We start from the raw sequence: 20,097 nt of genomic DNA on the forward strand, positions 1-20,097 counted from the left end.
GTCGCACGACGCACCATGAAAGTCCATCAAGCATGCTAAGAGTCTGGGGACGGATGTCGTCCATCAACGTGCGCAAGGTCGTGTGGGCCGTGCAGGAGCTGGGCCTGCCCTCAGTGCAGCGCACCGACGCGGGCGGCCAGTACGGCATCGTGCGCGAGGCGCGCTACCTGGGCCTCAACCCCAATGGCCTGGTGCCGCTGATTGAGGACGAGGACACGGGCGTGGTGCTGTGGGAGTCCAACGCCATCGTGCGCTACCTGTGCGCAAGGCATTCGCTGGGCAACCTGTACCCCGAAGACCTTCCCTCGCGTTTTGTGGCCGAGCAGTGGATGGACTGGCAGCAGACCACGCTGAACCCGGCCGGGCGCGACGCCTTCATCCAGTGGATCCGCACGCCTGCGGCCCAGCGCAACGATGCGCTGATCGCCGCGTCGGTGGCGGCCACGGAGCCCCTGCTGGCCCTGCTGGACGCCCACCTGGCCCGCCAGCCCTTCATGGCGGGTGAGCGGTTCACGATGGCCGACATCCCGGTGGGTTGTGAGATCCACCGCTGGTGGGGCTTGCCGCAAGAACGCGCCGCACGTCCCCACCTGGAGCGGTGGTACAACACGGTCAGCACCCGCCCCGGCGCCCGCGGGGTACTGGACCAACCCCTTTCCTGACCGCGCCTCACCATGCACCAGCGCCCCTTCAAGCAGATCGACGTCTTCAGCGACCGCCCCGGCTACGGCAACCCTGTGGCCGTGGTGCTGGATGCCGACGGCCTGAGCGACAGCGACATGCGCCGCTTTGCGGCCTGGACCAACCTGTCGGAAACCACCTTTCTGATGCCGCCCACCGACGCTGGGCGCGCGGCCGGTGCCGACTACCGCCTGCGCATCTTCAGCCCCAATGGCGAGCTGCCTTTTGCGGGCCACCCCACGCTGGGCACCTGCCACGCCTGGCTGCAGGCAGGCCACCGCCCGCAGCAGGACGGCATGGTGATCCAGGAATGTGCGCTGGGCCTGGTCCGCATCGCACTGAGCGGCGACACCCTGGCGTTTGCCGCCCCTCCGCTCAAGCGCAGCGCCCCCAGCCCTGCGCTGGTGCCGCTGATCGCGAGCGCCCTGGGCCTGCGCCCGCAGCAGATTCTGGGCGCGCAGATGCTGGACAACGGCCCCGTGTGGCTGGGCCTGCTGCTCGACAGCGCCGACACGGTGCTGGGCTTGCACCCCGACCACGCCCGCCTGAAAGACCTGGGCCAGGACGTGGGCGTGATCCATGTGGGCCCTGCCGCCAGCAACACCGCCCAGCCCGGCGTGGTGGTGCGCGCCTTTGCCGCCCCCATGGGCAACCCTGAAGACCCGGTGACGGGCACTCTCAACGCGAGCCTGGCCGAATGGCTGATTGCCGATGGCCTGGCCCCCCGCAGCTACCTGGTGGCCCAGGGCGAATGCCTGGGCCGCGCGGGCCGCGTGCACATCCGCCAGGACGATGACCACCAGCTGTGGGTGGGCGGCCGAGCCGTCACCTGCATCGAAGGCACGGTGCTGCTATGAACCCGCGCCGCCCTGCACCACGCCCCAGCGGCTGATTTCCCCCTCGGCCTCGCCAGGGCGCGGAGCCACAACCACCTGTTTGCACACCGGGCCACACCCCGGTGAGCCCCCGGCGTGCCCGGCCCACCCCGCTTTACTGCCCGCTTGATTGACCAAGGACCTGACCACCATGCACCAACGCCCCTTCCAGCAAGTCGATGTATTCACCGCCGCGCCCTACCGTGGCAACCCCCTGGCCGTGGTGCTGGACGGCTCCGGCCTCAGCACTGAAGCCATGCAGGACTTCACCAACTGGACCAATCTGTCCGAAGCCACCTTCCTGCTGCCCCCCACCCCGGAAGGCCGCGCCGCCGGCGCCGACTACCGCGTGCGCATCTTCTGCCCCGGGCGCGAACTGCCTTTTGCGGGGCACCCCACACTGGGCAGCTGCCATGCGTGGCTGAAGGCCGGTGGACAGCCTCAGGTGGCAGGCCAGGTGGTGCAGGAATGTGGCGTGGGCCTGGTCACGCTGCGGCAGGATGGGGAGCGCCTGGCCTTTGCCGCGCCACCCCTCATCAAGAGCGGCCCGCTGGCCGAAGACGACGTGGCGCTCATTGCCCGGGGCCTGGGCGTGGCGCGCAGCGACATCCTGCACCACGCCTGGTGCGACAACGGCCCCAACTGGCGCGGCGTGATGCTGCGCAGCAGCGAGCAGGTGCTGGCGCTGAAGCCCGACGCCAGCATCCTGGGCCAGCTGGACGTGGGCGTCGTGGGCCCGCGTGGAAAAGTCGGCGTCATCGGCAGCACCGACGCCGAAGGCATCGCCTTTGAAGTGCGCGCCTTCTTCCCTGGCAACAACGGCCTGGCCGAAGACCCTGTGACCGGCAGCCTGAACGCCGCGCTGGCCCAGTGGCTCATAGGCGCCGGGCTGGCCCCCAAGCAGTATGTGGCCGCCCAGGGCACCTGCCTGGGCCGCGCCGGGCGGGTGTTTGTGGAGCAGGACGGCGACACGATCTGGGTGGGCGGCAGCTCGGTCACCTGCATGGCCGGTGAGGTGCTGCTGTGACCGACAGCACCACCCAACACGCCCCCTGCGTGGACCACCTGGTCGTGCTGGCGGCCGACCTGGCCAGTGGTGTGGACTGGTGCGCGCGCACGCTGGGCATCACCCCCACGGCGGGCGGCGAACACCCCCTGATGGGCACGCACAACCGTATCTTCAACGTCTCAAGCCCGGCGCATCCGCGCGCCTACCTGGAGATCATTGCTATCAAACCAGGAGCACCCAAGGCAATATCCACTATCGCAAGACGCTGGTTTGACATGGATGACGCCAATTTGCAGACCCAGGTGGCACAACACGGCCCCCAGCTCATCCACTGGGTGGCCAGCGTGCCCGACGTGGCGGCCGCGTGCACCGCGTTGTCGGCGCTGGACATCGAACGCGGCGCCGTCATCACCGCCAGCCGCCCCACGCCCCATGGCCTGCTGCAATGGCAGATCACCGTGCGGGACGACGGCCTGCGCCTGATGGACGGATGCCTGCCCACCCTCATCCAGTGGGGCGCTGCGCACCCCTGCGACAGCCTGCCCGCCAGCGGCGTGCAACTGGAGCAGCTTGCACTGCAGCACCCGCAAGCCGCCACATTGCAGGCCGCGTGCACCGCCGTGGGTGTCGCCGCCTCCGTCCTCGTCACGCCGGGCACCGCGCCGCGCCTCTCCGCCCTGCTCGGCACGCCACGGGGCCCCGTCACCCTCACCTCAGTCACCTCTCAGGAGTAAACCGCCATGCTGTTTTCGTTGCAGGAATTGCTGCTCTTCGCGCTCGCCGCGCTCGTGCTGGTGCTCACGCCGGGACCCAACATGGTGTACTGCGTCTCGCGCAGCCTTACCCAGGGGCCACGCGCCGGGCTCATCTCGCTGACCGGTGTGGTGCTGGGTTTTGTCGTGCACCTGCTGGCGGCGGCGCTGGGCCTCACCGCGCTGCTGGCGGCCGTGCCGCTGGCGTTTGACGCCATCCGCTACGCCGGCGCCGCCTACCTGCTGTGGATGGCCTGGCAGGCCGTCAAGCCCGGTGGCACTGCGCCTTTTGAAGCGCGAAACCTGCCGCACGACCGCCCCCGCACGCTGTTCCTCATGGGCTTCATGACCAACCTGTTGAACCCCAAGGTGGCCATGTTCTACCTGTCGTTCTTCCCTCAGTTTTTGCACCCCGAGCGCGGCCAGCTGCTGCTCCAAAGTCTGACGCTGGGCGCGGTGCAGATCAGCACCAGCGCCGCCGTCAACGCTCTGCTGGTGCTGGGCGCCGCCCGCGTGGCGCTGTTCCTCAACCGCAATGCTGCATGGATGCGCGCCCAGCGCTATTTCATGGGCACCGTCCTGGGTCTGCTGGCCCTCAAACTGTTGACTGAAAAGAAAGCCGCCGCATGAACACCCGCCTCGACCCCACCGCCCTGCTGCCCACCCTGGCCGACATCGAAGCCGCTGCCGAGGTGGTGTACCGCGACTTCGCCGCCACGCCCCAGTACCGCTGGGGCCTGCTCAGCCAGCGCCTGGGCACCGACTGCTGGCTCAAGCACGAGAACCACACGCCCGTGGGCGCCTTCAAGATCCGGGGCGGCCTGACCTACTTTGACCAGCTCGCCCAGCGCGGCACGCTGCCCTCTGAAGTCATCAGCGCCACACGCGGCAACCACGGCCAGAGCATGGGCTGGGCCGCGCGCCGCCACGGCGTGGCCTGCACCATCGTCGTGCCGCGTGGCAACTCGGTGGAGAAGAACGCCGCCATGCGCGCTCTGGGCGTCACACTCATCGAACACGGCGACGACTTTCAGGAAGCGCGTGAACACGCCATCCAGTTGGCCGCCCAGCGCGGGGCCCACATGGTGCCCAGCTTCCACCCCGACCTGCTGCGCGGCGTGAGCACCTATTGGTGGGAATTTTTGCGCGCCGTGCCGCAGCTCGATGTGGTGTACGTGCCCATCGGCCAGGGCTCGGGCGCGTGCTCGGCCATCGCCGCCAAGCTGGCGCTGCAGCACCCGGTGCGCGTAGTCGGCGTGGTCAGCAGCCACGCCACCACCTATGCCGATTCGCTGACCGCAGGCCGCGTGGTGGAGGCACCGGTGACCACCCAGCTGGCCGACGGCATGGCCTGCCGCGTGGCCGATGCCGAGGCCCTGGCCGTGATGGCGCCACACATCGACCACATCGTGCAGGTGAGCGACGCCGAGGTGGCCGCCGCCATGCGTGCCCTGTTCACCGACACCCACAACGTGGCCGAAGGCGCAGGTGCGGCAGCGCTGGCGGCGGCGCTGCAGGAACGCGACCAGCTACAGGGTTTGCACGTGGGCCTGGCGTTGACGGGCGGCAACGTGGATGCGCCCATGTTCGGCAGCGTTCTGGCGGGCTGAAGCCCTTGCAGCTTCAACCGAAAAAGCTACACATTTAATAGCATCGGTCGCTTTTGCGACAAACGCCTGCGGCGGGTTCTGATCACAATCCGTCGCATGGGAACCCTCTACCTCGTGCGCCACGGCCAGGCCTCGTTTGGCGCGGAAGATTACGACCAGCTCAGCGCTCTGGGCCGCCAGCAGGCAGTGCGCCTGGGCGAACACTGGCGCGCACGCGGCTTGGGGTTTGATGCCGTCATCACCGGCACGCTGCGCCGCCACACGCAAACGCTGGAAGGCATCGCCGAGGGCCTGCAGACCACCCCCGAGGTGCTGCAGTTGCCAGGCCTCAATGAATACGACAGCCATGCGCTGATCGCCGCCATCCACCCCCAGCCCCTGGGCCCGGCCGACACGCCAGAGCGCTACCGCGCGCACTTTCGCATCCTGTGCGACGCGCTGGCGCAGTGGATGGCAGGCGTCATCAGCCCCCAGGGCATGCCCAGCTGGAACGATTTTTCGGCCGGTGTGCGCAGCGCGCTGGACCATGTGCGCCACCACCATGCGGGCCAGAACGTGCTGCTGGTGAGCAGCGGCGGCCCCATCTCGACCGCCGTGGGCGAGGTGCTGGGCACCGCGCCCGAGGTGACCATTGCGCTGAACATGCGCATCCGCAACAGCGCGGTGACGGAGTTCTCCGTCTCGCCCAAGCGGTTGATGTTGCAGACCTTCAACACGTTGCCGCACCTGAACGAGCTGGAGCATGCGCAGTGGGTGACGCACGCCTGAGCACCGATATTTCGGTTTTCTGAGCCTTTCAGGCCGCTTGCGCTAGTGGATCATGCGCCGAAAGCTATTAAAAATATAGCAAGCCGGTTCAGCGCAAGTGGGGACCATCCGCCAGGGTAGACAGCGGCAGCGCCTGCAGCTCCTGCAGCAGCGCCACCAGTTGTTGCGCTGCAGCGTCCACCACCGCTTGTCCCTTGTCGGCCGTGGCTGCGGCCGCGTTACCCACGGCACCCGCCGGGTGGTAGTCCTGCATCTGCCAGCCCAGCTTGGCGCTTTTGCCGTTGCCCAGGATGGCATAGCGCTCCGACCGGTCCTGCGAGGTGGAGCGGAAGTTTTGCGCGTGCGCCATCTGCACGGTGGCGGGCGCGAGGTGCAGCATCATCGATGTCTCGATGTCGCCCGCGTGGATGCCAAAGCGGTGCTCCTGGGCGCTGAACTGGCCCGCCACCGCATCGGGCAGCGGCAGGCTGAACCAGCTGGCGCTGTAGACGATGAGGTCGCAGCGCGTGCGCAGCTCGCGCGCCACGATGTCCATCACGCTCACCTGTCCGCCGTGGCCGTTGAACAGCAGCAGCTTCCTGATGCCCGCGCGGGCCACGCACTCGCCGATCTCGGTCCACAGCGCGATCACCGTGGCGGGCGACAGCGTGAGCGTGCCAGGAAAGCGGATGTGCTCCGGGCTCAGGCCCACGTTCTGTGGCGGCAGGAACAGCACCGGCAACTCGGCGGGCAGCTGCGGCAGCGCGGCATCGATCACGCCCTGCAGCAGCGTCGCATCGACCGACAGGGGCAGGTGCGGCCCATGCTGCTCGACAGCCGCCACGGGCAGCACGGCCACTACCTGTTCAGCCTGCCCGCTGGCCTTTAGCGCCGCGAAATCACGGGTGGACAAGTCGGCCCAGAAGCGGGAGGGCAAGGGAGTCAAGGCGGCAGAAGTCATGCGTGCATGGTAGCGGCGCTGCCGGCCTCTGGGAAACGGCCACTGGCACCGCTAACATGCCACCATGACCCAAGACCTCTTCCGCCAAGACGCCTACCTGCGCGAATGCAGCGCCCACATCACCGCCGTCACCGATGCCGGCATCGTGCTGGACCAGACCGTGTTCTACCCCCTGGGCGGCGGCCAGGCCGGTGACAGCGGCGTGCTGGTGCTGGCAGACGGCACACAGATCACCATTGCCGACACCCGCAAGGGCAAGGACGCCGACGGCAACCCCACCAGCGACATCGTTCACATCCCCGCCCCCGGGCAGGAAGACCGCGTGGCGCAGCTCACACCCGGCACCACCGTCACGGCCCGCATCGACTGGGAGCGCCGCCACCGCATGATGCGCCTGCACACCACCAGCCACCTGCTGTGCCATGTGGTGCCGCAGCTGGTCAACGGCTGCTCCATCACACCCGACTACGCGCGGCTGGACTTTGCGATGACCGACCCGCTGGACAAGGAGCAACTGACGGCCGCCATCGCCACCCTGGTGGCCGCTGCGCACCCGCTCACCGTGGCTTCGATCAGCGACGAAGAACTGGACGCCAACCCCGCTCTGGTCAAGAGCATGAGCGTGCAGCCGCCCCGGGGCACGGGGCGCATCCGCACCATCCGCATCGGGGGCGAAGGCGGCGCGCCGCTGATCGACCTGCAGCCCTGTGGGGGCACGCATGTGGCCAATACGTCGGAGATCGGCGGGATCGTGGTGACCAAAATCGAGAAAAAGAGCGCAACGACCCGGCGGGTGGTACTAGGCTTTGCCCAGTGACAAGCGCCCGGCCCCACTGTCAACAATCTTGAGCCACCGCAGCCGCCCGTTGCATTGGCTTACGCAGGCAGGCGGACAACGGGGACAATAGCGCCCGCGCGCAGCACCCGCCCGGTCCTCGGGCGGCAGTGACCGGCTCAACGTTCCGGGGCTGCGGCGCCTACCCTTGCCTGCCGCCATGCCGATCTCCCTGCGCTCCGTCTCTTTCGCCTCTTTGCGCCAGCACCGCTGGTTCCGCCCCGCCGTCCGCGTGCTGGCAGGTTTGATCGCCCTGTGGCTGGTCACCTGGCTCGCCATTCCACCGCTGGTCAAGGGCCCGCTGGAGCGCATCGCGTCCGAGCAACTGGGCCGTACCGTGACCATTGGCGGCATTGACTTTCAGCCCTGGAGCCTGGAATTTGCCCTGCGCGACGTGGCGGTGGCGGGGGCCAACGGCGCGCCCCCACAGCTGACCATTGGTCGCATCTATGCCGATGGCGAGCTGCAATCCCTGCTGCGCCTGGCGCCCGTGGTGGACGCCTTCACCATCGAAAACCCGGTCCTGCGCCTCACCCACCTGGGCGACGGCCGCTACGACGTGGACGACATCATTGCCAAGGTCACCGCGCCCAAGAACGACCCCGAGCCCGACACCGGCCCCGCGCGCCTGGCGCTGTACAACCTGGCGCTCACGGGCGGCAGCATCGACTTCATCGACAACACGGTCAACGAGACCCACGAGGTGCGCGCGCTGGCGCTGAAAGTGCCGTTCATCAGCACCCTGCCCTCGCAGCGCGAGGTGAAGGTGGAGCCCCACCTGGCATTCACGCTGGACGGCAGCCGGTTTGACTCGTCCGCCGAGGGCACACCGTTTGCGCAGACGGGCAAAGCCGACGCGCAGATCCGGCTGGATGGGCTAAACCTGGCGCCCTACCTGGGCTACCTGCCGGCCAACCTGCCCGTCAAGGTGTTGGGTGCCACGCTGGATGCGGATGTGAAGGTGGCCTTTGAACAGCACCCGCGCATGGCCGTGAAGCTGACCGGCACCGTACAGGCCAGCGGTGTGCGCATGGCCGACCGCCAGGGCGCCGACCTGCTGAGCTACGAGCGCCTGAAGATCGACATGGCCGACGTGCGCCCGCTGGACCAGGTGGTGCACCTGCAGCATGTGGAGCTGACGGCGCCGGTGGTCACGGCCACGCGCGATGCCAGCGGCCAGATCAACCTGGCACAACTGGCAACGCCCGCCCCGCCAGCGCAGCCTTCCACGCCCGCCAAGGGCAAGCCCGCCACACCTGCGGCATCCGCCTCAGTTGACACAGCCGCTTCGCCACCGGCCAGCGCGGCATCCGCCCCAGCGTCCCCCGCCTCCACAGGCAAAGCCAAGGCCAAGACAACCGCCCCCGCTTGGGCGGTGGAAGTCGCCACCGCCGCCGTGCGTGGTGGCACCCTGCGCTGGGCCGACGCCACCACGCGCCCCGCCGCCGCCCTGCAGGCCACCGACATCACGCTGGATGCGGCCGATGTCGCCCTGCCCTTTGCCAAGGAAAACGCCAAGCCCTTCAGCTTCAAAGGCGGGCTCAACCTGCAAGGCAGCACACTCAGCTTCACGGGCGAAGCCACGGACCAGAAGGCCCAGGTCAACGCCACCCTGAACGCCCTGGCCCTGCAACTGGCCGCGCCCTACCTGGCCCAGACGCTGGAGCCCACGGTGACCGGCCAGCTCAGCGGCGATGTGGGTGTGGCGTGGCAAGCGCCCACGCCACAGGCCGCACAGGCGGGCGCCACCGGCGTCACCCTCAAGGCAGGCCCCCTGGCGCTGGAGCAACTGGCCGTCAAGCAGGGCAAGACCACCTTGGCCAGCCTGGGCAAGCTCGACATTGCGGGCGCCGAGGTGCCCCTGGATGCGCGCACCGCCACGCTGGAGCGCCTGGCCATCAGCCAGCCGCAACTGGCGGTGGAACGGGGCGCGGACGGGCGCTGGATGTTCGAACGCTGGCTGAAGGCAGCGCCCGGCAGCACCACGGCCCCGGCGGCAACGGCCGACGCAGCACCCGCCAGCACCAGCACACCCTGGAAGCTGCGCGTGGCCGACTTCTCGCTGCAGGGCGGCACGGTCACCCTGGCCGACAACGCCCAGCCGCGCCCCGTGGCGCTGGACGTGACGGCCCTGGGCATCACCGCCCGCAACCTGGCCAGCGACGGCAGCAAGCCCGAAGCCTTCACGCTCACCGCCCGCGCCGCCGCACCGGGCAAGGGCAGCAAGGCCGCGCCGGGCAAGCTCGACTACCAGGGCACGCTGGCCCTGCAGCCGCTGACCACCCAGGGCAAGCTCGACGCCACCCGCCTGCCGCTGCACGCACTGGACGGCTACCTGGCCAGCCAGCTGTCGGTAGAACTGCTGCGCGCCGATGTGGGCTACCGGGGCCAGGTGGCCCTGGCGCAGACCGACAAAGGAGTCAGCCTGCGTCTGAGCGGTGATGCCGTGGTGGAAGACCTGCAGGCCAACAGCACGGCCGCCTTCACCCCCAAGACCGAGGCCCAGGTGGGTGAGGAACTGCTGGCCTGGAAGAGCCTGAACCTGCGCGGCCTGGCCGTGGCCACCGCCCCCGGCACCGCGCCGCGCGTGGATGTCAAGGAGACCAGCCTGGTGGACTTTTTTGCCCGGGTCACCATCAACGAGGCCGGCCGCATCAACCTGAGCGACATTGCCAAGACCCCGGCCGAGGCACGAGCGGCCAATGCGGCCAGCGCTGCGGCCAGCACGGCCGCCCCCACGGCATCAGCCCCCGCCTCAGCCGCCTCGGCAACGCCCACCGCTCCTGCCCCTGCGGCGGTGGCCCAGGCCGACCCGCTGGCCCCAGTGGTGGTCTTTGGCCCCGTGAGCCTGGTCAACGGCAAGGTGCTGTTTTCGGACTTTTTCATCAAGCCCAACTACTCGGCCGACCTGTCGGAGCTTACTGGCAAGCTCAGCGCGTTCTCGTCCGAAGCCTCGGGCGGCGAGCCCGTGCTGGCCGACCTCGAGCTGCGCGGCCGCGCCGAGGGCTCGGCATCGCTCGAAGTCACCGGCAAGCTCAACCCGCTGGCCAAACCGCTGGCCCTCGACATCGTAGGTAAGGTGCGCGACCTGGAGCTTCCCCCGCTCACGCCCTATTCCGTCAAATACGCGGGCCACGGCATCGAGCGCGGCAAGCTCAGCGTGGACGTGAACTACAAGGTGCTGCCCAACGGCCAGCTCACCGCCAGCAACCGGCTGGTGCTCAACCAGCTGACCTTTGGCGAGCCCGTGGAGGGCGCGCCCAACAGCCTGCCCGTGAAGCTGGCCGTGGCCCTGCTGGCCGACCGCCAGGGCGTGATCGACCTGGACCTGCCCATCAGCGGCTCGCTCAACGACCCGCAGTTCCGCATCGGCCCCGTGATCTTCAAGATCATCGTCAACCTCATCGGCAAGGCGCTGACCTCGCCCTTCAGCCTGCTGGCCAGCGCGTTTGGCGGTGGCGACGAGATGAGCAACGTGCCCTTTGCCCCGGGTAGCGCCACGCTCACGCCCGAGGCCGAGCAAAACCTGGGCAAGGTGGTCAAGGCCCTGACCGACCGCCCCGCGCTCAAGATCACCGTGACCGGCATGGCCAGCCTGCAGGACGAGCGCGAAGGCCTGCAGCGCGAAAGCCTGCAACAACGGGTGCTGGCCGAAAAACGCCGCGCCAACCCGGCGGACACCGCCCCCGTGTCGGCCGCCGAATACCCCGCCCTGCTCAAGGAGGTGTACCGCCGCGCCGACATGCCCAAGCCGCGCAACCTGGTCGGCCTGGCCAAGGACCTCAGCGTGCCCGAGATGGAAGCCCTGCTGCTGGCCAACCAGCCCGCCACCGAGGCCATGGCCGCCGACCTGGCCACGCAGCGCGGCCAGGCGATCCGCGCGTACCTGGTGTCGCAAAAGCTGCCGGTGGAGCGGCTGTTTGTCGCGGCACCCAAAGCGGGCAAACAGGCAGAAAAGTGGACACCGCGTGCGGAATTGAGCCTGGCGACACAATAAGCTGCTGGCTGGCGAGCGGTTCTGGGCGAATCTCCCGCCAGCCAGTCCCATCGCCCCGCAGGCTGAGCGCAGGGCGCCGGAACCAATCCCGCCCCGCCCGCTCCCACACTGCACCATGCCTTCACGCCTGTTCCACCGCCTTGCAGCCACTCTCTTTTTTATAGCTGCCAGCGCTTTATGGACTAGCGCTAGCGCCCAATTGGGCACCAAAACCAGCGGACAGGGCACCAGCGTGGTCACCACGCCCTATGTGCGTGCCGAGCTGCTGGCCCATGCGCCCCAGGGCGTGGCGCCCGGGCAGCCGCTGTGGCTGGGCCTCTCGATCACCCACCAGCCCGAGTGGCACACCTACTGGAAGAACCCTGGCGACTCCGGCCTGCCCACCGACCTGGCCTGGACGCTGCCCGCCGGCCTGGATGCGGGCGAGATTGCCTGGCCCCTGCCCAAGAAGATCCCCATCGGCACGCTGGCCAACTATGGCTATGAAGGCACGGTGCTGCTGCCCGTGCCCGTCACCGTGGCCAGCACCTATGCCCCCGGCCCGCTGGCCAAGGACGCGACCATCAAGCTGCGCGCCTCGTGGCTGGTGTGCCGCAAGGAGTGCATTCCCGAAGAAGGTGAATTCACGCTGCAGCTGCCCATCCAGAGCACCACGGCACTGAGCAGTGCTGCCTTTGAGGCGGCCGCCAAGGCCCATCCCCGCGCCGTGGTGGCAGGCACCAATGGCATCGTGCCCGACAGCCAGGCGCAGATTGCGGACGGCAACCTGCTGAACGTCAGCGTGCAGGGCCTGCCCGTGGCGCTGCGCGGCAAGACGCTGGACCTGTTCCCCGAAACCGCCGAGGTCATCGACAACGCGGCGAGCTGGAAGCAGAGCTGGAACGGCAGCGTGTGGACCGCGCAAATTCCCCTGTCGGCCCAGCGCAGCGCCAGCCCCAGCCTGATGCCCGTGGTGCTGGCCGAGCAGGCGGCCCCGGGCCACGGCACCGGCCCCGACACCCGCACCGGCTACCGCGCCGAACTGAAGGTGCTGGGCACCTGGCCGCAGGGCGCATCGGTGGCCAGCGTGTCGCCCACGCTGGAGGCCGCGCTCAAAGCCAATGCGGCGCAGGCTGGCGGCTCGGCAACGCCTGCCGCAGCCTCCGGCGCCTCGTCCCTCACCCTCACGGCCGCGCTGCTGGGCGCCTTGCTTGGCGGGCTCATCCTCAACCTCATGCCCTGCGTGTTTCCGGTGCTGGCGATCAAGGTGGTGGGCTTCACACAGCATGCGCAAGACCGGCGCGCGCACCGCATCAGCGGCATCGTCTACACAGCGGGCGTGGTGCTGTCGTTCATCGCCCTGGGCGCGCTCATGCTGGGCCTGCGCGCAGCGGGCGAGGCGGTGGGCTGGGGCTTTCAGCTGCAGTCGCCCGCCGTGGTGGCATCACTGGCGGCGCTGTTCACGCTGATCGCGCTCAACCTGGCGGGCGTGTTCGAGTTCGGTCATTTCCTGCCCTCCTCGGTGGCCAGCCTGCAGGCCCGCCACCCTGTGGCCGACAGCTTCCTCACCGGTGTGCTCGCCGTGGCCGTGGCATCGCCCTGCACGGCGCCGTTCATGGGCGCATCCCTGGGCCTCACCGCCACGCTGCCTGCGCCCCAGGCGCTGGCCGTGTTTGCAGCACTGGGCCTGGGGCTGGCGCTGCCGTACCTGGCGGCCAGCTTTGTGCCCGCCGTGGCGCGCGCCCTGCCGCGCCCCGGCGCGTGGATGGACACCTTCCGCAAGCTGATGGCCTTCCCCATGCTGGCCACCGTGGTCTGGCTGGTGTGGGTGCTGGGCCAGCAAAGCGGCATCGACGGCGCGGGTGCGCTACTGATCCTGCTGGTGGGCCTATCGCTGGTGGTGTGGGCCCTGTCGCTGGCCGGGCGGGCGCGGGTGTGGATGGCCACGGTGTCCATCGCGGCCATGGCCTTGCTGGTCTGGGCCTTTGCGCCGCACGTCACCAACATGCCTGCCGCGCAGGCGGCCACGTCGTCACCACAGGTCTCCACCACCGGCTGGCAGCCCTGGGCACCCGGCGCGGCCGAGCAGATCGTGGCCGGTGGCCGCCCCGTGTTTGTGGACTTCACCGCCGCCTGGTGCGTGACCTGCCAATACAACAAGAAGACCACGTTGGCGGATGCCAACGTGGTCGCCGACCTGCAAACCAAGAACGTGGCCCTGCTGCGCGCCGACTGGACGCGACGCGACCCTGCCATCACCGCCGCCCTGGCGTCGCTGGGCCGCAGCGGCGTGCCGGTGTACGTGTTCTACCGCCCCGGCAAGCCGCCGGTGGTGCTGACCGAGGTGCTCAGCGTGGACGAGGTGCGCGCCACCATTGCCCAGCTGTAGCCCTCCCTGCTTTCGACCACCCGCCAACCCTTCAGGAGACCCCGCCATGAAGTTGCTTCGCCGAACGTTGATCGCCACCGCCGCCCTCGTCGCACTGGGCGCCCAGGCCGCCGCCACCGTGGGCCAGCCCGCGCCCGACTTCACGCTCAAGGACACCAACGGCAAGACCGTGCGCCTGTCCGACTTCAAGGGCAAACACGTGGTGCTGGAGTGGACCAACCCCGGCTGCCCCTTCGTGCGCAAGCACTACGACAGCGGCAACATGCCCGCTACGCAAAAAGACGCCACCGGCCAAGGCGTGGTCTGGCTGTCCATCAACTCCACCGAAAAAGCCAGCAGCGACTACCTGGAGCCCGCCAAGCTGATGGCCTGGAAGCAGGAGCGCAAGGCCACCCCCACCGCCGTGCTGATGGACGAGGAAGGCACCGTTGGCAAGAGCTACGGGGCGCGCACCACGCCGCACCTTTACATCGTCAACCCGCAGGGCCAGCTCATCTACGCGGGCGGCATCGACAGCATTCCCTCGGCCCGCCCGGCCGACATCGAGAAGGCCACCAACTACGTGAAGGTGGGGCTGGGCGAAGCGCTGGCGGGCAAGCCGATCTCGGCGGCGACGACGGCGCCGTATGGGTGCAGCATCAAGTACAAGTCGCCGGCCTGACCGGCTGCGGTGACGCTGGTCCACGGTCCCGGGGCATGCGTACACTGTTTGTATGCTCCACACCCCCGACACCATCAGCACGCTGCGCCACCTGCTCACCGCCTGCCGCACCATTGCGGTGGTGGGCCTTTCGCCGCAGTGGCACCGCCCCAGCTACTTTGCCGCCAAGTACATGCAGGCGCATGGGTACCGCATCGTGCCGGTCAACCCGCTGGTGGCGCGTGAGGGCGGGCAGATTCTGGGCGAGGCGGCCTACGCCAGCGTGACCGATGCGGCCGCAGCGCTGGCAGCGCAAGGCCAGAAGATCGACATGGTGGACTGCTTTCGCAAGAGCGAGGACATCCCGCCGCTGGCCGACGAAGCCGTCGCCATCGGCGCACAGTGCCTGTGGCTGCAGCTGGGCGTGTTCAACGAGGCCGCAGGCCTGCGCGCTGAAGCGGCGGGCCTGCAAGTCATTCAAAACCGCTGCGTGAAGATCGAACACGCGCGTCTGTTTGGCGGCCTGGGCTGGATGGGCGTGAACACGCGCGTGATCAGCGCCAAGCGCTTGCGGCAGCTGCCTTACTAGCAAATGGATAGCTGCCAGCGCATATTGCACTAGCGCTTGCGGCCAATTTCATTCAAATTCTTTCACCCAACCCCCTGCGCAGCACTGCAGGCTGCGCCACCGCCATGACCGAGCCCACATCCCACGGTGCCGACCGCCACTTCGGCTTTGGCACCCGCGCCATCCACGCCGGGGCCCAACCCGACCCGGTGACCGGCGCACGCGCCACACCCATCCACCAGACGACCAGCTTTGTGTTCGACAACGCCGAACACGCCAGCAGCCTGTTCAACCTGCAGACCTTTGGCAACGTCTACAGCCGCATCAGCAACCCCACGGTGGCGGTGTTGGAGGAGCGCATCGCCAGCCTCGAAAACGGCCGTGCGGCCCTGGCCTGCGCCAGCGGCATGGCCGCGCAGATGGCGGCGCTGCTGGCCATCCTCAAAACCGGGGACCACATCGTGGCAGCCAGCACGCTCTACGGCGGCACCGTGGGGCAGCTGGGCGTGGGCTTTTCGCGTCTGGGTATTGAGACCACATTCGTGGACCCGGCCGACCCCGAGAACTTTGCGCGTGCGGTGCGGCCCAACACCCGTGCGTTCTATGGCGAGACCATCGGCAACCCGCTGGTCAACGTGCTCGACATCGCCGCCGTGGCCGGGGTGGCGCATGCGCATGGCGTGCCGCTCGTCATCGACAACACGGTGGCCAGCCCCTACCTGTGCAACCCCTTGCAGCTGGGCGCCGACATCGTGGTGCACAGCGCCACCAAGTACATCGGCGGCCACGGCACGACCATGGGTGGTGTGGTGGTGGAAGGCGGCAAGTTCCCGTGGGACAACGGCAAGTTCCCCGAAATGGTGGAGCCCAGCCGTGCGTACCACGGCGTGAAGTTCTACGAGACCTTTGGCGACTTTGGCTACACCATGAAGGCGCGCATGGAGGTCAACCGCACCTTTGGCGGCGTGCTCTCGCCCATGAACGCGTGGCAGCTGCTGCAGGGCGCCGAAACGCTGCACCTGCGGATGCGCGAGCACTGCCGCAATGCGCTGGCCGTGGCGAAGTTTCTGCAGAGCCACCCGCAGGTGGCGTGGGTCAACTACCCAGGTCTGGCGGATTCGCCGTACTACGACCTGGCGCAAAAGCAGTTCCGCGCGGTGGATGGCGCGCCGGGCGCCTCGGGCATCCTCACTTTTGGCGTGAAGGGCGGCGCAGCCGCCGGCGAGAAGTTCATCGACGCCTGCGAGTTCCTGAGCCATCTGGCCAACATCGGCGACGCCAAGACGCTGGTGATCCACCCCGCATCGACCACCCACCGCCAGCTGAGCGAAGAAGAGCTGGCCCGCGCGGGTGTGAGCGCGGACATGGTGCGGCTGTCCGTGGGGATTGAAGACCTGGACGACATCCTGAGGGACATCGACCAGGCGCTGGGGCGCGCAGCGGGCTGATCGCCCCACGGGCTACGCGGGGCTGACCGGCGCCCCCAGGCGCTGCGACAAGCTCCGCGCCGCCTCGCGCAGGTGCTGCGCCGCTGGGCTGGCCGGCCCGGTCTGCAGCGTGGCGCTGGGACCGATCACGGCGATGCACAGCACCAGCTGCCCGAACCCATCAAACACCGGCGTGGCCAGCGCGCTGATGCCGGGCAGGAGCTGGTCCGTCACCTCGCTGATCTGGTGCTGGCGCACCGCCTCCAGCTCGGCCGCAAAGGCAGGCTCGTCCAGTGCGCCCGCAAACCCTTCGGCCGCCAGCGCAGCCGCAGCGCGTTCGCGCGACCCAAAGGCCGCAAACACCTTGCCCGTGGCCGTGTGTCGCACCGAGGCCGTGGTGCCGTGGCGCATGGCCACATACACGGCGGTGGGGCCCTCTTCCACACGAATGATGGTGGGGCCGTTGTCGCCCCAGACCGAGGCCGACACGGTGTAGCCGATGCGCTGGGCCAGCGCGGGCAGCTCGGCAATGGCCAGGCGCACCGGGTCCACCTGCTGCAGGCTGATCAGGCCCAGCTGCATGGCCAAGGGCCCCAGGCCGTAGTGGCCGCTCACGGCGTCTTGCTCGATCAGGCCCAGCTTGCCAAAGCTCACCAGGTAGGGGTGGGCCTTGGCGGCCGTCATGTCCGCCGCGCGGGCCAGGTCCTTGAGCGCCATGCGCCGGCCGGTGCGCGCCAGCACCTTCAGCAGCTGGCCCCCCACCTCCACGCTCTGAATGCCGCGCGGGCTGCGGGGCGTGTCTTCGTCGTCGGCGGGGGGCAGGTCGGGGGTCGTGGTGGGCATGGGGCGATTGTCCACGCAGCGCAGCACCCATCCGCCCTCCGGGTTTACACCTAAACAAATGCGTTAGACATGAACGAATTTCTTGCCTAACATCAACGCATTCCGTTTAGATAAATGCATTCACCATTAACAAATCATCACCATGAGCACCGTCAAAACCTTTGCCTCCGCCGCCGACCTCGAAGTGAAGAAGGTGAGCTTCGACAAGCTCTCCGACCACGCCTATGCCTACACGGCCGAGGGCGACCCCAACACCGGCATCATCATTGGCGACGACGCAGTGATGGTCATCGACACCCAGGCCACGCCCGTGATGGCGCAGGACGTGATCCGCCGCATCCGCGAGGTGACGGACAAGCCCATCAAGTACGTGCTGCTCTCCCACTACCATGCCGTGCGCGTGCTGGGGGCCAGTGCGTACGGCGCCGAGCACATCATTGCCAGCGAGGACACCCGCGACCTGATCGTGGAGCGCGGCCAGTTCGACAAGGACAGCGAGATCGGCCGCTTTCCGCGCCTGTTCCAGAACGTAGAGAGCGTGCCGGACGGCCTGACCTGGCCGACCATGACCTTCAACCAAAAGATGACCCTGTGGCTGGGCAAGCTGGAGGTGCAGATCCTGCAACTGGGCCGGGGCCACACCAAGGGCGACACGGTCGCCTGGCTGCCGCAGGAAAAGATCCTGTTCAGCGGCGACCTGGTGGAGTTCGACGCCACGCCGTATGCGGGCGACGCGTATTTCCAGGACTGGCCGCAGACCCTGGACAACATCGCAGCCCTCAAGCCCGAAAAGCTGGTGCCCGGCCGTGGCGCCGCGCTGCAGACGCCCGAGCAGGTGCAGGCGGGCCTGGCGGGCACGCGCGCCTTCATCAGCGACCTGTACGAGAGCGTGAAGGCCAGCGCCGCCCAGGGCGAAGACCTGCGCAAGGTCTACGAAGCCACGTTCGCAAAGCTGCAGCCCAAGTACGGCCACTGGGTCATCTTCAACCACTGCATGCCGTTTGACGTGACCCGTGCGTACGACGAGGCCACGCAATACCCCGACCCACGCATCTGGACCGCCGAGCGTGATGTCCAGATGTGGAAAGCCCTGGAAGGCTGATCCGCCGAGGCTGGAAGCGACAAAAGATATGAACCCCAGAGACATTCCCACCGAAGCCTTCCACGCCAGTGGCGCCGAAGTGCAGGCCATCGACTTCGGCTACGTGCGCTCGCACGACCAAGACCGCGCCACGCCCGCACAGCACCCCATCGTGGTCATCGGCGCGGGCCCCGTGGGCCTGTCGCTGGCCATCGACCTGGCCCAGCGCGGGCAGCGCGTGGTGGTGCTGGACAACGACCACAAGCTCTCCATCGGCTCGCGCGCCATCTGCTTTGCCAAGCGCACGCTGGAGATCTGGGACCGCCTGGGCGTGGGCCAGCGCATGGTGGACAAGGGCGTGTCGTGGAACCTGGGCAAGGTGTTCCTCAAAGACGAGCAGCTGTATGAATTCAATCTGCTGCCCGAAGAAGGCCACGAGCGCCCCGCCTTCATCAACCTGCAGCAGTACTACGCCGAGGCCTACCTGGTGGAGCGCGCGCTGCAGCTGCCGGGCATCGACATCCGCTGGCACAACAAGGTGACGGCCGTACAAAGCCGCTCCGACGGCGCGCTGCTGAGCATCGACACGCCGGAGGGCGACTACCAGATGGATGCGCAATGGCTGGTGGCTTGCGACGGCGCACGCTCGCCCACGCGGCAGATGCTGGGGCTGGAGAGCAAGGGGCGCATCTTTCAGGACCGCTTCCTGATCGCCGACGTGAAGCTGGCGGATGAGGCGAACTTCCCGACCGAGCGCTGGTTCTGGTTCGACCCACCCTTTCATCCCAACCAGAGCGTGCTGCTGCACCGCCAGCCCGACAACGTCTGGCGCATCGACTTCCAGCTGGGCTGGGACGCCGACCCCGAAGAAGAAAAGAAGCCCGAGAACATCATCCCGCGCGTGAAGGCGCTGCTGGGCGCAGATGCACAGTTTGAGCTGGACTGGGCCAGCGTCTACACCTTTGCCTGCCTGCGCATGGACCAGTTCGTGCACGGCCGCGTCGTCTTCGCGGGCGACAGCGCCCACGGCGTCTCGCCCTTTGGCGCACGGGGCGCCAACAGCGGAGTGCAGGACGCGGAGAACCTGGCCTGGAAGCTCGATTGGGTGCTCCAGGGCCGCGCCAGCCCCGCGCTGGTGAGCACCTATGGCCCCGAGCGTGAATACGCGGCCGATGAGAACCTGTGCAACTCCACCCGCGCCACCGACTTCATCACGCCCAAGAGCGAGGTGAGCCGCCTGTTCCGCGACGCGGCACTGCATCTGGCGCGCGAACATGCGTTTGCAAGGCGCATCGTCAACAGCGGCCGCCTGTCGGTGCCCGCCACGCTGCACCAGTCGCCGCTGAACACGCCGGATACCGATCACTTCGCAGGCACCCAGGTGCCCGGTGCCGTGCTGCTGGACGCGCCCTTAACGAAGCAGGGCCAGCCCACCTGGCTGCTGCGCGAGCTGGGGCCGGACTTCACGCTGCTGGTGTTTGGCTCGGCTCCGGCATGGGCCCATGACCTGCCCGGTGTGAAAGTGCTGCAGATCGGCATCGACGTGATCGACCACCAGGCGCTGGCCGCCCAGCGGCTGGATGCGTTGCCGCGCACCGTGTACCTGGTGCGGCCCGACCAGCATGTGTGCGCCCGCTGGCGCACGCCCACCGAAGCGGCCGTGCGCAGCGCACTGGCCCGTGCCACGGCCGCAGCCGTCTGAC

At 68.4% G+C, this 20,097-nt stretch carries 17 protein-coding genes; 15 read left to right on the forward strand and 2 right to left on the reverse strand.

Annotated features, from left to right (window positions below; all coding sequences use genetic code 11):
• Positions 1–32 precede the first annotated feature (32 nt).
• The 7 genes from C8C96_RS00855 (at position 33) to C8C96_RS00885 (ending at position 5,695) form a co-directional block, all read left to right on the forward strand.
• A complete protein-coding gene (locus C8C96_RS00855) occupies positions 33–662 on the forward strand; it encodes a glutathione S-transferase (protein WP_121941120.1) in 630 nt (209 codons plus the stop codon).
• A 12-nt stretch (positions 663–674) separates the two neighbouring features.
• Positions 675–1,538: a PhzF family phenazine biosynthesis protein gene (locus tag C8C96_RS00860; protein ID WP_056065622.1), complete on the forward strand. Its 864-nt coding sequence runs from the start codon at positions 675–677 to the stop codon at positions 1,536–1,538.
• A gap of 169 nt (positions 1,539–1,707) precedes the next feature.
• Positions 1,708–2,583, forward strand: coding sequence for a PhzF family phenazine biosynthesis protein (locus tag C8C96_RS00865; protein ID WP_121943811.1), 876 nt, complete (start codon positions 1,708–1,710; stop codon positions 2,581–2,583).
• The gene (locus C8C96_RS00870; RefSeq protein ID WP_121941121.1) at positions 2,580–3,299 is read left to right on the forward strand and encodes a VOC family protein; all 720 of its coding nucleotides are present in this window, start codon (positions 2,580–2,582) and stop codon (positions 3,297–3,299) included. The genes C8C96_RS00865 and C8C96_RS00870 overlap by 4 nt, the downstream gene beginning before the upstream one ends.
• A gap of 6 nt (positions 3,300–3,305) precedes the next feature.
• The gene (locus tag C8C96_RS00875) at positions 3,306–3,947 is read left to right on the forward strand and encodes a LysE family translocator (RefSeq protein WP_121941122.1); all 642 of its coding nucleotides are present in this window, start codon (positions 3,306–3,308) and stop codon (positions 3,945–3,947) included.
• Positions 3,944–4,927, forward strand: a complete 984-nt coding sequence (locus C8C96_RS00880) for a threonine dehydratase (protein ID WP_121941123.1) — start codon at positions 3,944–3,946, stop codon at positions 4,925–4,927. Before C8C96_RS00875 ends, C8C96_RS00880 begins: the two co-directional genes overlap by 4 nt.
• A 96-nt stretch (positions 4,928–5,023) precedes the next feature.
• A complete protein-coding gene (locus C8C96_RS00885) occupies positions 5,024–5,695 on the forward strand; it encodes a histidine phosphatase family protein (RefSeq protein WP_121941124.1) in 672 nt (223 codons plus the stop codon).
• Positions 5,696–5,783: 88 nt separating this feature from the next.
• Here C8C96_RS00885 and C8C96_RS00890 read toward each other — a convergent pair whose 3' ends face one another.
• Positions 5,784–6,635 (reverse strand): creatininase family protein, encoded by an 852-nt coding sequence (locus C8C96_RS00890; RefSeq protein ID WP_121941125.1) that lies wholly within the window; start codon positions 6,633–6,635, stop codon positions 5,784–5,786.
• A 64-nt stretch (positions 6,636–6,699) separates the two neighbouring features.
• Between C8C96_RS00890 and C8C96_RS00895 the strand changes: the two genes are divergently transcribed.
• The 6 genes from C8C96_RS00895 to C8C96_RS00920 all read left to right on the forward strand — a co-directional run bounded on the left by C8C96_RS00895 (position 6,700) and on the right by C8C96_RS00920 (position 16,491).
• Positions 6,700–7,452, forward strand: a complete 753-nt coding sequence (locus tag C8C96_RS00895) for an alanyl-tRNA editing protein (protein ID WP_121941126.1) — start codon at positions 6,700–6,702, stop codon at positions 7,450–7,452.
• Positions 7,453–7,630: 178 nt separating this feature from the next.
• Complete coding sequence (locus C8C96_RS00900) at positions 7,631–11,467, forward strand: DUF748 domain-containing protein (protein WP_121941127.1); 3,837 nt, start codon at positions 7,631–7,633, stop codon at positions 11,465–11,467.
• 115 nt (positions 11,468–11,582) lie between these two features.
• Complete coding sequence (locus C8C96_RS00905; RefSeq protein WP_199737422.1) at positions 11,583–13,835, forward strand: protein-disulfide reductase DsbD; 2,253 nt, start codon at positions 11,583–11,585, stop codon at positions 13,833–13,835.
• A 46-nt stretch (positions 13,836–13,881) separates the two neighbouring features.
• Positions 13,882–14,496, forward strand: a complete 615-nt coding sequence (locus C8C96_RS00910; protein ID WP_121941128.1) for a thioredoxin family protein — start codon at positions 13,882–13,884, stop codon at positions 14,494–14,496.
• 52 nt (positions 14,497–14,548) lie between these two features.
• On the forward strand, positions 14,549–15,064 hold the full coding sequence (locus C8C96_RS00915; protein WP_121941129.1) for a CoA-binding protein: 516 nt from the start codon (positions 14,549–14,551) through the stop codon (positions 15,062–15,064).
• 104 nt (positions 15,065–15,168) lie between these two features.
• Positions 15,169–16,491, forward strand: coding sequence for an O-acetylhomoserine aminocarboxypropyltransferase/cysteine synthase family protein (locus tag C8C96_RS00920; protein ID WP_121941130.1), 1,323 nt, complete (start codon positions 15,169–15,171; stop codon positions 16,489–16,491).
• A 12-nt stretch (positions 16,492–16,503) separates the two neighbouring features.
• On the opposite strand, the gene C8C96_RS00925 is transcribed toward C8C96_RS00920, so the two are convergent.
• Positions 16,504–17,313, reverse strand: a complete 810-nt coding sequence (locus tag C8C96_RS00925) for an IclR family transcriptional regulator (RefSeq protein ID WP_121941131.1) — start codon at positions 17,311–17,313, stop codon at positions 16,504–16,506.
• A 142-nt stretch (positions 17,314–17,455) separates the two neighbouring features.
• Between C8C96_RS00925 and C8C96_RS00930 the strand changes: the two genes are divergently transcribed.
• Entirely contained in the window at positions 17,456–18,415 is a 960-nt protein-coding gene (locus C8C96_RS00930; protein ID WP_121941132.1) for an MBL fold metallo-hydrolase, read from the forward strand.
• 28 nt (positions 18,416–18,443) lie between these two features.
• Positions 18,444–20,096, forward strand: coding sequence for an FAD-dependent oxidoreductase (locus C8C96_RS00935; RefSeq protein WP_121941133.1), 1,653 nt, complete (start codon positions 18,444–18,446; stop codon positions 20,094–20,096).
• Position 20,097 lies beyond the last annotated feature (1 nt).

It is taken from the genome of Acidovorax sp. 100, assembly GCF_003688355.1.
In the GTDB taxonomy this organism is placed as follows: Bacteria; Pseudomonadota; Gammaproteobacteria; order Burkholderiales; family Burkholderiaceae_C; genus Acidovorax; species Acidovorax delafieldii.